General features: G+C 67.9%; 15 protein-coding genes and 1 tRNA gene. 6 read left to right on the top strand and 10 right to left on the bottom strand.

The window, feature by feature from the left end; genetic code table 11:
• Window positions 1-6 precede the first annotated feature (6 nt).
• From IEY36_RS23320 to IEY36_RS23290, 7 genes are all read right to left on the bottom strand, one after another.
• On the bottom strand, window positions 7-1755 hold the full coding sequence (locus IEY36_RS23320; RefSeq protein ID WP_229681526.1) for a PHA/PHB synthase family protein: 1749 nt from the start codon (window positions 1753-1755) through the stop codon (window positions 7-9).
• Window positions 1756-1923: 168 nt separating this feature from the next.
• The gene (locus IEY36_RS23315; protein ID WP_188971402.1) at window positions 1924-3126 is read right to left on the bottom strand and encodes a pyridoxal-phosphate-dependent aminotransferase family protein; all 1203 of its coding nucleotides are present in this window, start codon (window positions 3124-3126) and stop codon (window positions 1924-1926) included.
• A gap of 29 nt (window positions 3127-3155) precedes the next feature.
• Window positions 3156-4391, bottom strand: coding sequence for a vWA domain-containing protein (locus IEY36_RS23310; RefSeq protein WP_188971400.1), 1236 nt, complete (start codon window positions 4389-4391; stop codon window positions 3156-3158).
• The gene (locus IEY36_RS23305; protein ID WP_188971398.1) at window positions 4339-5187 is read right to left on the bottom strand and encodes an AAA family ATPase; all 849 of its coding nucleotides are present in this window, start codon (window positions 5185-5187) and stop codon (window positions 4339-4341) included. Before IEY36_RS23305 ends, IEY36_RS23310 begins: the two co-directional genes overlap by 53 nt.
• 99 nt (window positions 5188-5286) lie before the next feature.
• A complete protein-coding gene (locus IEY36_RS23300) occupies window positions 5287-5766 on the bottom strand; it encodes a CinA family protein (RefSeq protein ID WP_188971396.1) in 480 nt (159 codons plus the stop codon).
• Between the two features lie 17 nt (window positions 5767-5783).
• The gene (locus IEY36_RS23295) at window positions 5784-6986 is read right to left on the bottom strand and encodes an MFS transporter (RefSeq protein ID WP_188971394.1); all 1203 of its coding nucleotides are present in this window, start codon (window positions 6984-6986) and stop codon (window positions 5784-5786) included.
• A 79-nt stretch (window positions 6987-7065) separates the two neighbouring features.
• Window positions 7066-8502: an NAD-dependent succinate-semialdehyde dehydrogenase gene (locus tag IEY36_RS23290; RefSeq protein WP_188971392.1), complete on the bottom strand. Its 1437-nt coding sequence runs from the start codon at window positions 8500-8502 to the stop codon at window positions 7066-7068.
• Between the two features lie 264 nt (window positions 8503-8766).
• Between IEY36_RS23290 and IEY36_RS23285 the strand changes: the two genes are divergently transcribed.
• From IEY36_RS23285 to IEY36_RS23270, 4 genes are all read left to right on the top strand, one after another.
• Window positions 8767-10260, top strand: coding sequence for a sulfatase-like hydrolase/transferase (locus IEY36_RS23285; protein WP_188971390.1), 1494 nt, complete (start codon window positions 8767-8769; stop codon window positions 10258-10260).
• A gap of 155 nt (window positions 10261-10415) precedes the next feature.
• Entirely contained in the window at window positions 10416-12116 is a 1701-nt protein-coding gene (locus tag IEY36_RS23280) for a tetratricopeptide repeat protein (RefSeq protein ID WP_188971388.1), read from the top strand.
• Window positions 12113-12964, top strand: a complete 852-nt coding sequence (locus IEY36_RS23275) for a 4-(cytidine 5'-diphospho)-2-C-methyl-D-erythritol kinase (RefSeq protein ID WP_188971675.1) — start codon at window positions 12113-12115, stop codon at window positions 12962-12964. The genes IEY36_RS23280 and IEY36_RS23275 overlap by 4 nt, the downstream gene beginning before the upstream one ends.
• Before the next feature lie 20 nt (window positions 12965-12984).
• Window positions 12985-13059, top strand: a tRNA-Gln gene (locus tag IEY36_RS23270).
• A gap of 285 nt (window positions 13060-13344) precedes the next feature.
• Here the strand turns inward: IEY36_RS23270 and IEY36_RS23265 are convergent.
• From IEY36_RS23265 to IEY36_RS23255, 3 genes are all read right to left on the bottom strand, one after another.
• Window positions 13345-15075, bottom strand: a complete 1731-nt coding sequence (locus IEY36_RS23265; protein WP_188971386.1) for a recombinase family protein — start codon at window positions 15073-15075, stop codon at window positions 13345-13347.
• Entirely contained in the window at window positions 15068-15562 is a 495-nt protein-coding gene (locus tag IEY36_RS23260; RefSeq protein ID WP_229681525.1) for a DUF2924 domain-containing protein, read from the bottom strand. Before IEY36_RS23260 ends, IEY36_RS23265 begins: the two co-directional genes overlap by 8 nt.
• Before the next feature lie 74 nt (window positions 15563-15636).
• Window positions 15637-16239, bottom strand: a complete 603-nt coding sequence (locus tag IEY36_RS23255) for a DUF3489 domain-containing protein (RefSeq protein ID WP_188971382.1) — start codon at window positions 16237-16239, stop codon at window positions 15637-15639.
• 457 nt (window positions 16240-16696) lie between these two features.
• Here IEY36_RS23255 and IEY36_RS23250 point away from each other — a divergent pair, with 457 nt between their 5' ends.
• Both IEY36_RS23250 and IEY36_RS23245 read left to right on the top strand, forming a co-directional pair.
• Window positions 16697-18436, top strand: a complete 1740-nt coding sequence (locus IEY36_RS23250) for a M14 family metallopeptidase (protein ID WP_188971381.1) — start codon at window positions 16697-16699, stop codon at window positions 18434-18436.
• A 260-nt stretch (window positions 18437-18696) separates the two neighbouring features.
• Window positions 18697-19043 (top strand): IS5 family transposase (locus IEY36_RS23245; RefSeq protein WP_188971673.1); only part of this gene is annotated, 347 nt, incomplete at its 3' end.

Below are 19043 nucleotides of genomic sequence, written 5' to 3'. Positions count from 1 at the left end.
GCTGCGTCACTTCATGTGGATGTAGCTGCCGGGGGCGGCGTCGAGCGGCGGCAGGCCGCGGTCGGGCGCGCCGATCGGCGGCGGCGGCACCATGCCGACGCTGTCGATGCCGGCAAGCCAGGCCGCCCAGGCGGGCCACCAGGACCCGTCCTGGCGCGGCGCGATCGTCGCCCAGGAGGTGGGGTCGAGGTAGCGCTCGCCATGGTGGCGCGTCATGATCTGGAAGTGGCGGCCGGCATGGCCGGGCTCGCTGACGATGCCGGCATTGTGGCCGCCGGAGGTCAGCACGAAGGTCACGTCCGTGTCGCTGAACAGGGCGATTTTGTAGACCGAATGCCAGGGCGCGATGTGGTCCTTCAATGTGCCGACGGCGAAGATCGGCGGGTTGATGTCCGACAGCGCGATGACGCGGCCCTCCACGGCGAAGCGGCCGGCGGTCAGGCGGTTTTCCAGAAAGAGGCCGCGCAGATATTCGCCATGCATGCGCGCGGGCATGCGCGTCTGGTCGCTGTTCCAGGCCATCAGGTCTGTCATGGCGGCGCGTTCGCCGAGCACGTAGTCGCGGATCAGCCGCGACCAGACCAAGTCGTTCGAGCGCAGCAGCTGGAAGGCCCCGGACATCTGGTTGGTGTCGAGGTAGCCGCGGTCCCACATCATGTCCTCGAGGAAGGCGATCTGGCTTTCATCGACGAAGAGCATCAGCTCGCCGGCCTCGGCGAAGTCGGTCTGCGCGGCGAGCAGCGACATCGAGGCGAGGCGGTCATCGCCGTCGCGCGCCATGGTCGCCGCGGCGATCGAGAGGATGGTGCCGCCGAGGCAGTAGCCGCAGGCATGGATGCGCCGGTCCGGCAGGATGGCGGAGACGGCGTTGAGCGCCGCCATCACGCCGTCGCGCCGGTAGTCGTCGAGCGCGGTGTCGCGGTCCTTCGCGTCGGGGTTCTTCCACGACACCATGAAGACGGTGAAGCCCTGCGCCACCAGCCAGCGGACCAGCGAGTTCTCCGGGCTGAGGTCGAGGATGTAGTATTTCATGATCCAGGCCGGGACGATCAGCACCGGTTCGGCATGGACCTTCTCGGTCGTCGGCTCGTACTGGATCAGCTCCATCAGGTTGTTGCGGAAGACGACGCGGCCGGGGGTGACGGCGACCTCATGGCCCGGGCGGAAGGCCTCGGCGCCGGGCGGGGGCGCGCCGGAGACCGTGCGTTCCATGTCGTCAAGCCAGTTCGCCGCGCCGCGCAGCAGGTTGGTGCCGGCCTCGGCGATGGTGTGCTCGGCGATCGCCGGATTGGTCCAGGGCAGGTTCGAGGGTGCCAGCACATCGACCATCTGGCGCAGCATGAAGGCGACGCGGTCGGCATGGGCATGGCCGAGGCCAGGCACGCCGCGGGTCGCTTCGGTCCACCAGGCCTCGGTCAGCAGATGGGCCTGGGCCATGGCGTTGAAGGGGAAGGCCTGCCAGGCCGGGTCCGTGAAGCGGGTGTCGCCGTTGGTGGGCCGGATCAGCGGCGCAGCGTCCTGCTGGGTGGCGGCATGGCGCAGCCAGAACAGCCAGCGCAGGGCCTGGGTCCAGGCATGGGTGGCGAGTTCCAGCCGCTTGCCCGGCGCGCGGGCGAGATGCACGGCCCAGTCGGACCAGGCGCCGCTGACGGCGGTGGGGGAAATGCCCTGGGTGATGCGCGCCTCGGCGGCGCGCAGGGTGCGGTCGATGGTGTGGAAGTCTGGGCCGGGCGGGGGCGCGGACGGTGCCGTCACCGCGTGGGGCGCCGTGGCGGTGGCGGGGGCGGGCGGCGCGGCGGACGCCGTCGCGCTGGGCGCGCGGGGGCGCCGGGGTGGGCGGGGTTGGGACATGGCACCTTCTAACGCGGGCGCGGTCGCTTGTGGTTTGCGGCCGCGCAAGTCGGTGCCGGGATCACCGAATCGTCACGCAGCGCGCGCCTGGTCCGCCAGGTAATCGATGGCCGCATTCACGCCACCCGGCGTGTGCGGGACACCGGCAACGCGCATCGAGGCCTCGACGGTCGCGAGGGTGCCGAGGATCATCGGCTCGTTCAGGTCGCCCAGATGGCCGATGCGGAACACCTTGCCGCCGAGCCGCCCGAGGCCGCCGCCGAGCGAGACGTTGAAGGTGCCGAGCGCGATCCTGCGGATGTCCTCGGCGTTGTGGCCTTCGGGCATCTGCACGGCGGTGACGGAGTTGGAGAAGCGGTCGGGCGCCAGGCAGAACAACTGCGGGCCGTTGTTGCCGGACCAGTGGCGCACGCAGCGGCGCACGGCTTCGGCGAGGCGGGCATGGCGGGCGAAGACCTGGTCGAGGCCTTCTTCCTCCAGCAGGCGGATCGATTCCTGCAGGCCGTAGAAGAGCGAGGTCGGCACCGTCCCGATGAAGGATTTGTGCCGGCGCGTCAGCATGTTGGTCCAGTTGAGGTAGGATTTCGGCAGCCGGGAGGTCTTGTGCGCGGCCATCGCCTTGGGCGAGACGCCGGTGAAGGACAGGCCGGTGGGCAGCATCAGCCCCTTCTGGCTGCCGCCGACGGCGACATCGACGCCCCAGTCATCCATGCGGAAGTCGAGCGAGCCGAGCGAGGAGATGGTGTCCACCAGCAGCATCGCCGGATGGCCGGTGGCGTCGAGTGCTGCGCGGATCTCGGCGATGGAGAGTTCCATGCCGGTCGCCGTTTCGTTCTGCACGGCGCAGATGGCCTTGATGGCGTGGGCAGAGTCGGCGGCGAGCATGGCGCGCAGCGCGGCGAAGTCGGCGCCGCGGCGCCAGTCGGCGGCCAGCGTGCGGATCTCCAGGCCGAAATCCTGCGCCATCTTGCCCCAGGATTCGGAGAAGTGGCCGGTCTCGATCACCAGCAGCGCGTCGCCCGCGGAGAACAGGTTGACCAGCGCGGCTTCCCAGGCGGCGTGGCCGGAGCCGGTGTAGAGGAAGATCTCGTGCTGCGTCTTGAGGATGCGCTTGAGGCCGGCGACGACGCCGTCATAGACGGTCAGGAAGGCCGGGTCGTTGAAGTCGATGCTGACATGCGCGACGGCCTTCAGGATCGAATCCGGGATGTTGGTCGGGCCGGGATTGGCGAAGAACTGGCGGCCGCGCGGGGTGCGGGCGGTAGTGGTGGACATTCTGTTCGTTTCCTCATGTGTGGCGCGTCTCAGCGCGCCAATTCGCGCGCCATCGATTCGAGCCCCGCGAGGGTCAGCGGGTGCATGCGGTTTTCCATCAGGCGCTGCATGATCGAGATGGATTGCGTGTAGCGCCAATGGTCCTTGTCGATCGGGTTGAGCCAGGCGGCCTTGCGGAAATGCCGCGTCAGGCGGTTCATCCAGACCTCGCCGGATTCCTCGTTCCAGTGTTCGACGGAACCGCCGGGCTGGATGATCTCGTAGGGTCCCATGGTGGCATCGCCGACGAAGACGAGGCGCCAATCCGGGCCATAGGTGCGCATCAGCTCCATCATCGGGCGCTCGGTTTCCGAGCGGCGCCGGTTGGTGCGCCAGACGCGTTCGTAGGGGCAGTTGTGGAAGTACCAGAATTCCAGGTGCTTGAATTCCGAGCGCGCCGCCGTGAACAGCTCCTGGCAGATGCGGATGTGGTCGTCCATCGAGCCGCCGATGTCCATCAGCAGCAGAACCTTCACGGCGTTGTGGCGTTCGGGGACCATGTGCAGGTCGAGTGAGCCGCCATTGCGCGCCGTCGCACCGATGGTGCCGGGGATGTCGAGTTCCGTCGCGGCACCAGTGCGCGCGAAGCGGCGCAGGCGGCGCAGCGCGACCTTCATGTTGCGCGAGGACAGCGCCTCGTCTTCATCGAGGTCGCGGAAGGTGCGTTGGTCCCACACTTTGGTCGCGCGGCGGTGGCGGGATTCCTCCTGGCCGATGCGCACGCCTTCGGGGTTGTAGCCATAGGCGCCGAAGGGCGAGGTGCCGGCGGTGCCGATCCATTTCGAACCGCCTTGGTGGCGGCCCTTCTGTTCCTCGAGCCGCTTCTTCAGCGCCTCCATCAGTGCGTCGAAGCCGCCGAGGGCTTCGATCTGCGCCATCTCCTCGGGTGTGAGGGTCTTCTCGGCGATCTTGCGAAGCCATTCGGCGGGCAATTCGCGCGGGGCTTCGCCCGTCGGCGATTCCAGGCCCTTGAAGATCTCGCCGAAGACGCGGTCGAAGCGGTCGAGGTGGCGTTCGTCCTTCACCAGCGCGGCGCGGGAGAGGTGGTAGAAATCATCGACGCTGAAGCCGGCCACGCCCTCCTTCATCGCGCGCAGCAGCGCCAGGTACTCCGTGATGGAGGCCGGTACGCCGGCGGCACGCAGCGCGAGGATGAAGGGAGCGAACACCGCCTCAGCCCCCGCGGCGGCGCGCCAGGAAGGCCAGGCGCTCGAACAGATGCACATCCTGCTCGTTCTTCAGCAGCGCGCCGTAGAGGGGCGGGATGGCGGTCTTGGCATCGGAGGACCGCAACGCCTCGGGTGGCATGTCCTCGATGGTCAGCAGCTTGAGCCAGTCGAGCAATTCGGATGTTGCCGGCTTCTTCTTGAGTTCGTTCACCTGGCGGATGTCGAAGAAGACGTTCAGCGCTTCCCGCAGCAGGTCCTGGCGGATCTCGGGGTAATGCGCCTTGACGATCATCTCCATCGTCTCGCGGTCGGGGAAGCGTATGTAGTGGAAGAAGCAGCGGCGCAGGAAGGCGTCCGGCAGTTCCTTCTCGTTGTTCGAGGTGATGATGACGACCGGGCGATGCTTCGCCGCGATGGTCTTGCGCGTCTCGTAGACGAAGAACTGCATGCGATCGAGTTCTAGCAGCAGGTCGTTGGGGAATTCGATGTCGGCCTTGTCGATCTCGTCGATCAGCAGCACCACCGGGGCATCGGCCTCGAAGGCATCCCAAAGCTTGCCGCGCACGATGTAGTTGGCGATGTCATGCACCCGCGGGTCGCCGAGCTGACCATCGCGAAGCCGGCTCACCGCGTCGTATTCGTACAGGCCCTGCTGCGCCTTGGTGGTGGATTTCACGTGCCATTCGATCAGCGGGTAGCCGAGCGCGGCCGCGATCTCATGCGCCAGCACGGTCTTGCCGGTGCCGGGTTCGCCCTTGACCAGCAGCGGGCGCTGCAAGGCCACCGCGGCATTGACCGCGACTTCCAGTTCGCGCGACGCGACGTACGTATCCGTGCCCTTGAACTGCGCCACGGTTCATCCCCTGCCTGTGAGGCGCTTAGGGTCGGGCCGAGACGCGGATCGCGCAAGGGGCGCATTGGAGAGGGGCTCTGCCCCTCTCCAATGCGCGCCCTACTCCAGCATTTCCGCCGCCAGATGAAACAGCGCCGACGCGAAGGCCCGCATATTCGCCTCCCGCCCTGCCATCCCGGTCTCCAGCGTGATCACGCGTTCCACCGGCCCGGACACCGCCAGGCACGAATGCCCCGCCGCGTCGCCGTACCGGTTGCCTGAAGGCCCTGCCGCGCCAGTCTCGGCGAAGCCCCAATCGGCGCCGAGCTTTACCCGCACCGTGCGCGCCAGCAGCAGCGCATAAGGTTCGGAGGAGGAGCGCAGCCCTTCCATCTCCGCATCGGTAATGCCGAGCAGGGCGCCGCGGGCGGCCTTGGTGTAGACCACCGCGCCGCCGAGGAAATAGGCCGAGGCGCCGGGGACGGCGAGCAGCGCGGCCGAGATCAGCCCGGCGGCGGAACTCTCCGCCACCGCGACCGTTTCGCCGCGCGCCTTCAGGCGTTCGGCGATCATGCGGGAAGCGGGCAGAAGGCTGTCCATCGCGGTCGTCTCCGGGGTTATTGGATAGGGTTCCACCAACGGCGGGTGAGCGCCAGGGCCACCAGGCCGGACAGCCCCATGGCCGCGGTGGCGACGGGGGCGCCGAAGGCCTCGGCTAGGCCGCCCAGGACGAGGAAGCCGATCGGGCCCAGCCCGATGCACACGGAGAGCAGGCCGAGCACGCGGCTGCGCATCTCGACCGGGGTGGCGAGGAAGATGAGGGTCGGCTGCATGATGGCGAAACCGGCGCCGCCGATGCCGGCGAGCAGCAGCGCGGTGCCGGAGAGGATGGGCTCCGGTGCCCAAGCGAAGACCGGCAGCATGGCGAAGTACAGGGTGATGCCGCCGAGATAGATCGCCTTGTACTGCGCGGGCTTGGCCAGCACCGCGACGACCACGGCGCCGAGGAAGGCGCCGACGCCGTCCATGCCCGCCAGCAGACCGATGCCGCTGGGGCCGAGGGCGAGGCGGTCCTGGCCGATCACCGGGATCATCGAGGTGGCCGGCCAGCCGAACAGGTTGAACAGCAGGGTGATCAGCAGCGCGCCGATCAGGCGCGGCTCACGCCGGACCATGGCGAGGCCTTCGGCGATGGAGGCGAGCACCTTCGTGGCGGCGGCGCCTGCAGCGGGCGGGGTGGGCGTCAGCCTCAGCACGGCGAGCACGGCGGGCAGGTAGAGCAGCACGCTCAGCAGGAAGGCGCCGTCGAGGCCGACCAGGGCGAGCACCACCCCGCCCAGGGTCGGGCCGAGCACGCGGCTGCCATTGCTGGTGGCGACGTCGATCGACATGGCCGCGCTCATGCGCGGCGGGCCGGCGACCTGGCCGATCATGGCGCGGCGCACCGGATTGTCGGCCGCCCAGCCGATGCCGTTCATGAAGGAGGCGACGGCGAGGTGCCAGACCTCCACCGCGTCGAACAGCGCGAGGGTGGCGATGGCGGCGGAGGTGGCGATCTGCGACAGCAGCACGACCAGCAGCGCCTGGCGGCGGTCCATCCGTTCCGCCATGGCGCCGAGGAAGGCGCCGAACAGCCCCATCGGCAGCAGGCGCAGCATGGTGAGCATGGCGACGATGAAGGCGGAATGGGTGGCGGTATAGGCGAAGACGCCGACCGCCAGAGTCTCCAGCCAGCGCACGACGAACACCGCGAGGCCCGCCAGCCAGAGGCGCAGGAAATCGCGGTCGCGGAATAGGCTGCGCCAGGCCGGCTCCGGCATTCTTTCTTGTCCGGTGCGAGGGTTCACCCTCGCACCGTTTCCTCCGAGGGAATGGGGGGCGTTGCCGCCCCCCGTCCCGTTACAGGCCCGCCTGCGAGACGAACTTCGTGTTCAGATAGGCTTCGATCGCTTCCGAGCCGCCCTCGGAGCCGTAGCCGCTGTCCTTCATGCCGCCGAAGGGCACTTCCGGCAAAGCGAGGCCGAGATGGTTGATGGTCATCATGCCGCTCTCGACGCGGGAGGCGACGGCATTGGCGGTCTTGGCCGAGCGCGTGAAGGCATAGGCGGCAAGGCCGTAGGGCAGGCGGTTGGCCTCGGTCACCACTTCGTCGAGGTCCTTGAAGCGGGAGATCATGGCCATCGGGCCGAAGGGCTCCTCGTTCATGGCGCGGGCGTTCAAGGGCACGTCGGTCATGACCGTCGGCTCGTAGAAATAGCCCTTGTTGCCGATGCGCGAGCCGCCGGTGTGCAGCTTGGCGCCCTTGGACTGGGCGTCCTGCACCAGCGTCTCGATCCAGGGCACGCGGCGGTCATGGGCGAGCGGGCCCATGGTGGTGCCCTCGGCCATGCCGTCGCCGACCTTCAGCGTCTTCACATGCGCGACGAACTTCTCGACGAAGCCATCATACAGCTTTTCCTGCACCAGGAAGCGCGTGGGCGAGACGCAGACCTGGCCGGCATTGCGGAACTTGGCGCCGGCCAGCGTTTTCGCCGCGACGTCCAGATCCGCGTCGTCGAACACGATCGCCGGCGCGTGGCCGCCGAGTTCCATGGTGACGCGCTTCATGTGCTGGCCGGCGAGGCCCGCCAGCAGCTTGCCCACCGGGGTCGAGCCGGTGAAGGTCACCTTGCGGATGACCGGATGGGCGATGAGGTATTCGCTGATCTCGGCGGGCACGCCATAGACCAGGTTCACCACGCCCGGCGGCAGGCCGGCATCGACGAAGGCGCGGATGAGCTCGGCCGGGGAGGCCGGGGTTTCCTCGGGCGCCTTGACGATAATCGAGCAGCCGGTGGTCACCGCGCCGCACAGCTTGCGGACCACCTGGTTGATCGGGAAGTTCCACGGCGTGAAGGCGGCGACCGGGCCGACCGGCTCCTTCACGACGAGCTGGTAGACACCCTCGGCACGGGCGGGGATGACGCGGCCATAGGCGCGGCGACCTTCCTCGGCGAACCAGTCGATGATGTCGGCGGCGGCCATCACCTCCATCTTGGCTTCCGGCAGCGGCTTGCCCTGTTCGAGGGTCATCAGCCGGGCGGTCTCGTCGGCGCGGGTGCGGAAGATGTCGGCGGCCTTGCGCATCAGTTTGTAGCGATCGAAGGCGGAGACCTTCTTCCACACCGCGAAACCCTTGTCGGCGGCGGCCAGTGCCTCGTCGAGGTCGGCCTTCTCGGCATGGGCGACGGTACCGATCACTTCCTCGGTGGCCGGGTTGATAACGTCGAGCGTCTTGCCGGAGCGCGCCGCGCGCCACTCCCCGTTCACATGCAGCAGGGTGTTCGGATAGGCCATGGCTTGCATTCCTCCGGTAGGGGTAGCGGTAGAGCGTGTCGGCCGCGGGTGCGAACGCACCGAAGGCCTGAATCACGAGACCAGACAATAAGTTGGAGCGTGATGCGCGAACGAATGTGAACGCATCATGCTCCAGGCGGCGGAGACTACGCGCGGTGGCGCGCCGGGGCCAGACCGGGGGGCGCGCGGCTTGCCGCAGGGCAGGTCAATGATAGGGTCATGGCTACAAAGGGTCCGCGCGAGGCCCGCGAGGAAGGCCCGTTCATGTCCGATACCCGCCCCAATGTGCTGCTCATTACCGTGGACCAGTGGCCGGGGCACATGCTCAGCTGCGCGGGGCACCCGACGGTGCTGACGCCGACGCTCGACCAATTGGCGCGCAATGGCATCCGCTACACCAATGCCTATGCCGAGACGCCCATCTGCATCCCGGCGCGGCGGACGCTGATGACCGGCACGACGACGAGGACCCATGGCGATCGGGTCTTCGGCACCACCAACACCATGCCGAAGCACCTGCCGACTATCGCCGATGCGTTTCGCGGGGCGGGGTACCAGACGCTGTGCGTTGGCAAGCTGCATGTCTATCCGCCGCGCGACCGCATCGGCTTCGACAATGTGCTGTTGAGCGAGGAGGGGCGGCCGCATCTGGGCGGACCGGACGACCACGACATCTACCTCGCCGACCAGGGGCACCCGGGCAAGCAGTTCCTGCATGGGATGAACAACAACAACTATATGCACCGCGCCTGGCATCTGCCGGAGGATTGCCACGTCACCAACTGGGCGTCCTTCACGATGGCGCGGGAGATGCGCCGGCGCGACCCGACGCGGCCGGCCTTCTGGTGCCTGTCCTACACCGCGCCGCACCCGCCGCTGGTGCCGTTGCAGACCTATATGGACCTGTATCGGCAGTTCATCCCGCCGGCGCCGCTCGCCGCGCCGTGGTCGGCGGCGGATGCGGAACTGCCCTTCGCGCTGAAGATGGTGCGCAACTACTGGCCGGCCCTGCCGCCCCATGTGCTGGAGGAGGTCCGGCGCGCCTTCTACGCCATGGCGACGCATATCGACCACCAACTGCGCGTGGTGATCGGCACGCTGCGCGAGGAAGGGCTGCTGGACGACACCGTCATCCTGATCACCGCCGATCATGGCGACATGCTGGGCGACCACGGGCTGTATGCGAAACGGACCTATTACCAGGGGTCGAGCAACATCCCCTGCATCCTGGTTGGCCGCGCGGCGGATACGCGGATCGGCACCGACCGCGTGGATCACCGCCTGGTCGGATTGCAGGATGTGATGCCGACGCTGCTCGACCTCGCCGGCATCCCGGTGCCGGCGACGGTGGAGGGGCAGTCGATGCTGGCGCCGACGCCACGCGCGGTGCTGACCGGCGACACGCTGGAGAACAACGGCGCGACGCGCATGGCCCATGACGGACGGCACAAGCTGATCTGGTACCCGGCGGGCAATGCCTTCCAGCTGTTCGACCTGGAGCGCGACCCGACCGAGGTCGAGAACCGCGCCGCCGACCCGGATTACGGCGCGATCCGTGCCCGGCTCGCGGCGGCGCTGGCCGAAGCGGCCTGGGGCAGCGACCTTGATGCCGGCTGGGTGCGCGATGGGGTGCTGCATGGTTTCGACCCCGGGCCGTATCCGGGCAGGCCGGATCGCAGCCTGTCGGGCCAGCGCGGCCTGCACTACCCGCAGCCGCCGGCCTTCGCCCCCGATAAAATGGTGGGATTCCCGACCTGAAGGGGCTGTTCGGGAAGGCTTCACACGACACATGGTGACATTCCGGCATCGGCCCGGTGCCGGACGACGCATACCGGCCGCGGTGGGCCGGCAAACCCCGCCTTGCTTGGCGATCCGCCGTGGTGCGGCGCAGCGTGGGCCGCTAGGATGACTGAATGATGTTCCCGGTCCGCTCATCCCGCACCCTCCTCCTCGCGGCGGCATTGCTGTCGGCCTGCGCCGCCGGGGAGGGCGACGGCAGCTCACCGGGCAGCTTCTCTCCCAGTGCCAGCAACGCCTTCGGCGCCTATCTGGCCGGGCGTTTCGCCACCTCCGAATCCGATACGCGGATCGCGGCGGACAGCCTGCTGGCGGTGCTGGAGGCGGACCCCAACCAGCCCGAGGTGGTGGAGCGCGCCTTCATCGCCACCCTGCTCGACGGCCGGCCCGAGGCGGTGCGGCTGGCGCGGCGGCTGCCCGACAATGCGCTCGCCGCCCTGTTGCTGGCGGGCACCGATGCGCAGGCGGGCCGTTGGGACCGCACCGAGCAACGCATCCGCGCGCTGCCGCGCCAGGGGGTCTCGCAACTGTTGCAGCCGATGCTGCTGGCCTGGACGCTGCAGGGCAAGGGGGAGACCGAGGCGGCGCTCGCCCTGCTGCGGCCGCTGGCGGAATCCGGCCGGCTGCGCACGCTGTATGCGATGCATGCCGCGCTGATCTGCGACCTCGCCAACCGCCCGCGCGAGGCGGAACGCTTCGTGCGCATCGCCATCGGCGACCCGCAGCCGATGACGCTGCGCCTGGTGCAGATTGCCGGCGGCATCCTCGCCCGCGGCGGCAAGGAAGCCGATGCCGAGCGGCTGCTCGACGCCTATGCGCGCAGCCAGGAGGACCTGGTGCTGTCCGGTTCGCCGGCGGCGCAGCGGACGCTGTTCGGCACCCGCGCCGTCGCCTCGCCGGTCGAGGGGTTCGCCGAGGCCTATCTGGCGTTGTCCGGCTCGCTGCGCGGGCAGGGGGCGGCGGAATTCTCGCTGGCACTGACGCGCCTCGCGCTGAGGCTGCGGCCCGGTTTCGCGCCGGCGCTGCTGATGGCCTCCGACGCGCTGGGCGATGAGCGGCAATATGCCGCGGCCTTGGCCATGCTCGACCAGGTGCCGTCCGACGACCTGTTGGCCGGGCTGGTCGGGTTGCGGCGCGCGGCGGTGCTGGAGCGGATGGATCGCACCGATGAGGCGGTGGCGCAGCTGCGCGCCATTGCCGCCGCCTTCCCGACCGCCTCGCAGCCTTATGCTCGGTTGGGCGACCTGTTCCGCAGCAAGCAGCGCTGGGCGGAAGCGGCCACGGCCTATTCCGAGGCGATCGCCCGTGTCTCGGCGCCCACGCCGGCGCATTGGCCGCTGTTCTACAGCCGCGGCGTGGCGTTGGAGCGCGCCGGGGACTGGCCGGCCGCCGAAGCGGATTTCCGCCATGCGCTGGAACTCAGCCCCGAGCAGCCCTTCGTGCTGAATTATCTCGGCTATACCTGGGTAGAGCGTGGCGAGCACCTGGCCGAGGCGCGGCGGATGATCGAACGCGCTGCCGCGCTGCGCCCGCAGGATGGCAACATCGCCGACAGCCTCGGCTGGGCGCTGTACAAGCTGAATGACCTGCCGGGGGCGATCCGCTGGCTCGAACGCGCGGTGGAACTCGAGTCGCGCAGCAGCGTCATCAACGACCATCTGGGCGACGCCTATTGGGCGGCCGGGCGCCAGCGCGAGGCGCGCTTCCAGTGGCGCCGCGCCCTGCTGCTCGGGCCCGAGGGCGATGACGGGCCGCGGATCGAGGCGAAGATCGCCAACGGCCTGCCGGCCAACCCCGTGGCGGAGAACCGGCGCTGAGCCAGGCCGCCCCGGCGAAGGTCAATCTGCACCTGCATGTGACCGGCCGGCGGGCCGATGGGTATCACCTGCTGGACAGCCTCGTCGTCTTCGCCGGCGTCGCGGATGCGGTGGGGGCGGCGCCGGCGGCGGCGTTGACGCTGGCGTTGGAGGGGCCGGAGAGCGCGGCGCTGCGGGCCGAGCCGGACAACCTGGTGCTGCGGTCGGCGCGCGCCCTGGCCGAGGCGGCCGGCGTGCCGGCGCGGGCGGCGTTGACGTTGACCAAGCGGTTGCCGGTGGCGTCGGGCATCGGTGGCGGCAGCGCGGATGCCGCGGCGGCGTTGCGCGTGCTCGATGACCTGTGGAGGCTGCGCTGGGGGGAGGAGCGGCTGGCGGCGCTGGCCGTTCGGCTGGGGGCCGATATCCCGGCCTGCCTGGCGTCGCGGCCATGCCGCATGGGCGGGGTCGGCGAGGTGTTGTCGCCGGCGCCGCGCTTGCCCGTTTGTGGGCTGGTGTTGGCGAATCCGCGTCTCGCGCTGCCGACGCCGGCGGTGTTCAAGGCCCGGCAGGGTGGGTTTTCCGAGGCAGCGCGGCTGCCGGCGGGCTGGCCGCATGCGGTGGCCATGGCGGGCGACCTTGCCAGGCTGCGCAACGATCTGGAGCCGGCGGCGATTGCGCTGTGTCCCGCGATTGCAGAAGTGCTGGCGGCGCTGCGGGGGCTGCCGGGGTGCCTGTTGGCGCGGATGAGCGGGTCGGGGGCGACCTGCTTCGGGGTGTTCGCTGACCCGGTCACTGCGGCCGGCGCCGCCGATTTGTTGCCCGATGCTTGGTGGCGGTGGGGTGGGGGGCTTCACGGGGTGGGCGAGTGAAGGGTATGAGGCGGGGCGGATGGGGCGTCGCCAAGTGGTAAGGCAGCGGTTTTTGGTACCGCCATTCGGAGGTTCGAATCCTCCCGCCCCAGCCACGTTAAGTCATTGATATTGAACAATTTTTACTTCCAGGAGGGTCCACGCGGACACGCCCGGAAAACCGCGGGCTTGCGCCGATGCGGTTTTTGCGCGGCGGCCAAGAGACGCATTTGGTCCCGGATTCGCGGCGCAATCCCTGCCCGTGTCTCTCCTGCCCCTTTTGGCAGTACGAGTTTTTCGATGGCCCTCGCTGCGGCACAGGAGGCGGAAAGCCAGACCACGCCGGATCGGCGCCGATGCGTGCCTCTACATCCCAGGTGACGTTGGGGTGTTTTTGCGGATCAGCGGAAGCCAAGGGTCTCGCGCTGGTGCTGCCAGTCGAGCGGAAGGCCACGTCGGCATTCTTGGAGCAGGCCGGCCGCAGAGAGTTCTGCCGGCTGCCGGCCATTCATCACCGCGCTGAGAACATCCGGCGCGAGGAACGCCAGCCGGATGAGGCGTGAAGCATAGGAGCCGCTGACACCTTCCTGTGTCGCGAGTTCTCCAAGCCCTGCCACCTCGCCCCGCTGCACCTTTTCCCACATTGCCCGGGCGCGCAGGATCAGCCGCATCATGGCAGGATCGGCAGTCGGCGCGGCAGCCGGATCTGCTCCGAGTACCATCGCGATCTCCTTTCCTGCACGCCTCAGCGATGCCTGCACGGACAGGACTAGCGACGAGGTTTCCACCTTCCTGGTCGTGGCCTCGAGCGACACGGCGCCAGGTCCACCGATCAGTAGCTGCGGCAAGCGATCGGGCTGCACATGCAAATCGATCCGATCGGCGTGAAGACTGACGCGCGATAGCATCCCGAGCAGAATCTGTCGGACCTCGGTCGCGCTCAGCTTGGGCCAGTCTTGTGCCAGGCGGGACGCCCGATCCAGCAACCTGCGGCGCCCCGCCGCGTCCGGCACGAACGGCCGCAGCGCCGCATGCAGAGCCGCTTCATCGGCGAGGAACCGCCGGATGCGGCCGATTACCAACTGCTCGAGGTCACTGGCAGGGACGCGACGGCCGCCCGGCGATGAAGACCGCGGCGCGGCGATCAGCGTCTGCGAGACATAGTACCGATATCGCTTCCCAGCCTTGACCGCATGGGTCGGCGTCAGGCGTGTATGGCCATCGCCATCGAAGGCCAGCCCCGCCAGCAGGCTCGGATGGTCAGCATTGCTGCCAGAGGCGCGCTGCACGCGGTTCTCGGCGAGCTGTGTCTGAACGGCATCCCACAACGGGAGGTCGATGATCGCCTCGTGCTCGCCGGGATAGACGTTGCCCTTGTGGGGAACCTCGCCGCGATAGACTCGGTTCTGCAGCATGTGAAACAAGGCGCCGTGCACGAGCCGCTGTCCCGACTTGCTCGTAATTCCTTCCGCCGCCAGACGCGTTTGCAGCAGCCGGACCGAGCCGAGTTCGTGATAGGTGCGGAATACCTGCCGCACCCTTTCTGCCTCCGCGTCGTCGACGACCAGCTTACGATCACGGACTACATACCCGAGGGGCACAGATCCCCCCATCCACATGCCCTTGCGCTTTGACGCGGCGATCTTGTCGCGAATTCGCTCCCCGGCGACCTCGCGCTCGAACTGCGCGAAGGAGAGCAGCATGTTGAGCGTCAGGCGACCCATGCTGGTTGCCGTATTGAAGTGCTGGGTGACCGAGACGAAGGAGGCGCCGTGCTCATCCATGACGTCGACGATGCGGGCGAAATCGGACAGCGAACGGGTCAGCCGATCGACCTTATAGACCAGCACCAGGTCGACCTTGCCGGCACGGATGTCGGTCAGCAGGCGCTGCAGGCTGGGCCGCTCAATATTGCCGCCGGACAGGCCGCCATCGTCATATCGGGTTGGCAGTAGCACCCAACCCTCATGGCGTTGGCTGCTGGCATAGGCTTCGCAGGCCTCGCGCTGCGCATCGAGGCTATTGAAGACCTGATCGAGGCCTTCCTCAGAAGACTTGCGGGTGTAGATCGCACAGCGCCGGCTAACGCCGCGTGGTGACGATGATGGCGATTTCCGTCGTTGCTCATTCACCGTCGGCTGCTCCCTGCCTGGTGCGCCTCGGTGCTCGGTGCAGGCCGAAGAAGCGCGGCCCGGACCAGTGCGCACCGGTGATGAGGTGGGCGATCTGAGTCAGGGAAGCGTAGTGCTTTCCCTCGTGCGCGAATCCCTTCTCCTGGACGATGACGGTGTGCGACCGTCCGTGCCATTCGCGAACGAGGGTCGTGCCCGGCTTGAGCTTGGCGGCGGATGCGACTGGCGGCTGCTTGCCGTTTGACGCCAAGGTGCGTGCCAAGGCCGTGAGTTGGCGTTGGGCAGCGGTTGACAGGCTACCCAGCGCCTCCTCCTGCATACGATGTGCAATGCTCCGCTGCAGGAGATCACGGCTGAGACGCAGCGGCGGCGCGGTGCGGTACAGCTTCCGCCACTCGATACGGAGGTCCTCCAGTCCGAGGCTTGCCAGCGCTGCAACGCGCCCGGTCACCTCGTCCGGGGAGGCAACGATGGGGAGCGTGGGCACCGTTCCCCCGGGCTGCGGCGACGGCAGGGAGACTGTGAGAGGTGTGTCAGCAGTTGGCGGCATCGGGGCCGTCCTCAGCCCATTGTCGTCAGGCGGTAGGCCTTACGGCCGCTCTGCTGGATGAGTGCCACATCAAAACCCCGCTTGCGCAGGCCGGTGACGGCAGCGCGCACCGTGTGCGGAAGCCAGCCGGTCAGCGTCGTGATTTCGACGAGCGTTGCACCCGCCTCGGCGGAGATAGCCTGCAACACCTCACCCAGCTTGCCGGTCGGACGCCGAGGTGGAGCGTCCCGCGAACCACGCTCAGCAGAAGGCTCTTCGACCGCGGCGGCGTCGCTGCCCGCGGAAACCGAGAGCTCCGCCTCGGAGGTGTCGGCGCCGGCATCTGCCGTCTCCACCGTTGCATCGCCATGGACGCCTGCGGCGGTGAGACCGGCTGCGGTGATGCGGAGGCCGTGGCGCAGACCGGCCTGGTCGGTTCGCCAGGCGATGCTCGCGTCATCGACCGGCACCTCCGCGACGAGGTTCATCTTGAGCAGAGGGCTGAGCAGGTTGCGCTGTGCGCCACCACGAGCGCGGATCGTCGGCGGCAGGGGGAGGACCATGTGGTCTGGCCGCTGTGCGGCAGTGGCGAGGATGAGAATCTGGGCGACGGTGAGGGTCTTGGTGTTGGACATCGGGATGGTTCCTTTTGTGGGAGATCGCACCATGCGACGCTCCCACCATCCGAAGCCCGGGACCTGCCGGGTTTGCTCTCGCGGGCTCCCTCACCCGCGGCACGTCATCACCAATGCTTCCTGTCGCAAGGAAGTCGAGCTGAATCAGCGCGTCACTTGGACGGTGTCCGACCTGAACGTGGTTGCTGCAGGGATGGGCGCTGGGCGGGCGTTGTCGCCCCGCCTTCCGTCAGCCATTGCCAAATCTACAGGTGCTCGCCGCGCCCCCGTCCCTCGTCACCGTGAATACGATGTCGCGGGGCATGACCTGAGCCGTGCCTGCGCGGCGCGGCGGGCGCCAAGTCTCCCAGTAGCCAGGGATGCGGTGGTCCTCCAGTCTACGGCACTGCGCCAAACATCGCCTGGGCGGGTGCTGAATGCAGCTTGGGCCTCCCATCTTCAGTTCGCGGAGACGGCTTTGAAGACATTGCTCGACATCCAAATCTCCCGCGCGGTTGATCAGCTGCTGGCCGACCCGCCCGGGCGGTGCTTCGAGGCCTGGGTGTTCGAAGACGAGCCGACCCGGCGATCAATCGAAGCAGCGCTGCGCGCCGCGGGTGTCAGTGCGCGCCTGCGAAGTGCTTACAAGCCGCTGCTTCATTTCTTTCTCGAAGAAGTGCAGCTAACGGGGCTGACGGCGGTAACGATCCGGACGCCATCCCATCGGCTGGCATCTGAACGCCGCTTCGAGCTTGAGGTCTATCCGCTTGCAGGATTGCTTGCGAGCGTAGAACTCCGGTTCGAGGCTGGCGACGACCCACTACATTACGGTGTCCTCCTGGAGTACGAGACGCGTCGCAACGAGCATCGCGTGTTCGCGCCGAATGTGGAGCGACGTGATCCCCTCGGCGATGCGGTGCTGGCTCCCTGCGGCTGGGTGCAACTCGATCCGAGTGTACCTGGCGCGCCGCTCCAGACGGAGTACGAGACAGCCTTCGCAGCGGTGTTCGAGGCGTTGGTTGCGGAGCCTTGGCCGGAGGTCGCACCGTTCTTTGATACGCTCTCTGTCGCCGTCGAGACCGGTGGCATTGAACGTCGCCTAAGCTATGGCGATGAATGTATCAGCACGCGCGAAGCGCTTCACGAGGATCTCTACTTTTCCATTCGCGAGTTTTTCCAGCTGCGTGCGCTCTTGCCGCCGGGCGACCGTACGCTCCGGCTCGGCCAGGTCGTGCCGGATATTCGGTGTAGTGACGGTGCCACCCGGCTACGCGTGACGGTTGGACCCCCCGCCACCGAGGAGCCTTGCGCCGATGGAGAGCAGGTTCTTCCCCAAGCAACCCGGCCTCTGGATCCAGATCAAATCGCGACTGAGTTGGACGCTTTGGGAGGAGAGCGCTTCGACACGGTCTCCTATCGCGGCCGACGGGTCATGGCCGCCGAGTTCTCCGGGCGGAACATCGGCTTGGTCGTCACGGCGGGGCAGCACGCGAACGAGACGTCTGGCCTGGTTGGCGCCCTTCGTGCCGCAGCGGAATTGAAGAAGCGTGGCCTTGGCTTCGCGCTGGTCCCGTTGGAGAACCCGGATGGCTATGCTCTTCATCGCGAACTCCGCGTCGCCAATCCACGTCACATCAATCATGCCGCTCGCTTCAGCGCGGCGGGCGACGACTTGTCGAGCAGGACCGACCCGCCCTTCGGGGAACTCAAGGCCCGCAGAGAGGCTTATGCGCGAACCAATGCCGTGCTGCACGTCAACATGCACGGATACCCTGCGCACGAATTCACGCGGCCGAACACGGGATACGTCCCTCGCGATTCACTGGAGTGGGCCATCCCAAGGGGATTCTTCCTCATCATGCACTTCAGGCCGGGACTGCGTGATCCGGCGACGAAATTTCTCCATGAGCTTTCGGCCAGGTTGGCGGAACTCCCGGGGCTACGGGCGTTCAACCAAGCGCAGATCCGCGTGTTCGAAGCACATCTGGGCGTGCTGCCCGCCCCCGTGCTGAATGGGATTGTGTGCACGCTCAAGGAAAATCCCGATCTGATTCCGCCCTTTGCTCTAACCACGGAGTTCCCGGACGAGACCATCTATGATGATGCGTTTCAGTTCGCGCACACCGTTCAAATGACGACCGTCCTTGAAGCCGCGAGGCTTCTTGAGGCAGGAACCCTGGCAACCTGCACTCGACCGTCGACGTACCCTGAAGCGTAGCAATCATGATACAACGCGCGCTCACAGCGACCGACGTAGGCGGCCGACCTCGCCGAGGCGCTAACCGCCGGCTGCGCGCCCGTGTCTCCCACCGCCCGGCACAACGGAGGAGAAGGTCCCCGTACGGCCATACATGGCTCTTGCGCCGGATCGACGGATCGGGGCGAAACGGCTCGGCTAAGAATTGGCCGGAGGCGGACTGGCGGGTTCTCAGAGATCCACTAGGTAAAGCCGACGCTTGCCGCGAGTTTCGCTCTCGCCTGNCGGACCGGCGTGGGCTGCGCTATCCGTCGGACCTGACGGATGCCGAATGGGCGCTGGTGATGCCACTGATACGCCCGGCGAAGCGTGGCGGCAGGCGGCGCACGGTGGATGTGCGCGAGGTGCTGAACGCGGTGTTCTACGTGCTCTCCACCGGCTGTCAGTGGCAGGCGCTGCCCAAGGACCTGCCGCCGAAGAGCACAGTGTGGGATTACTTCTCCCGATGGGAATGGGAGGGGACCATCGAGCGCATCCATCATGTGCTCTACGTCGCGGTGCGCGAGCAGGCCGGGCGCGAAGCCAGCCCGACCACTGCGATCATCGACAGCCAGACGGCGAAGGGCGC

The organism is Neoroseomonas lacus (genome assembly GCF_014644535.1).
GTDB classification, from domain to species: domain Bacteria; phylum Pseudomonadota; class Alphaproteobacteria; order Acetobacterales; family Acetobacteraceae; genus Neoroseomonas; species Neoroseomonas lacus.
Note: the sequence above shows the minus strand (reverse complement) of the source record. Positions and strands in the feature narration are given on the sequence as shown.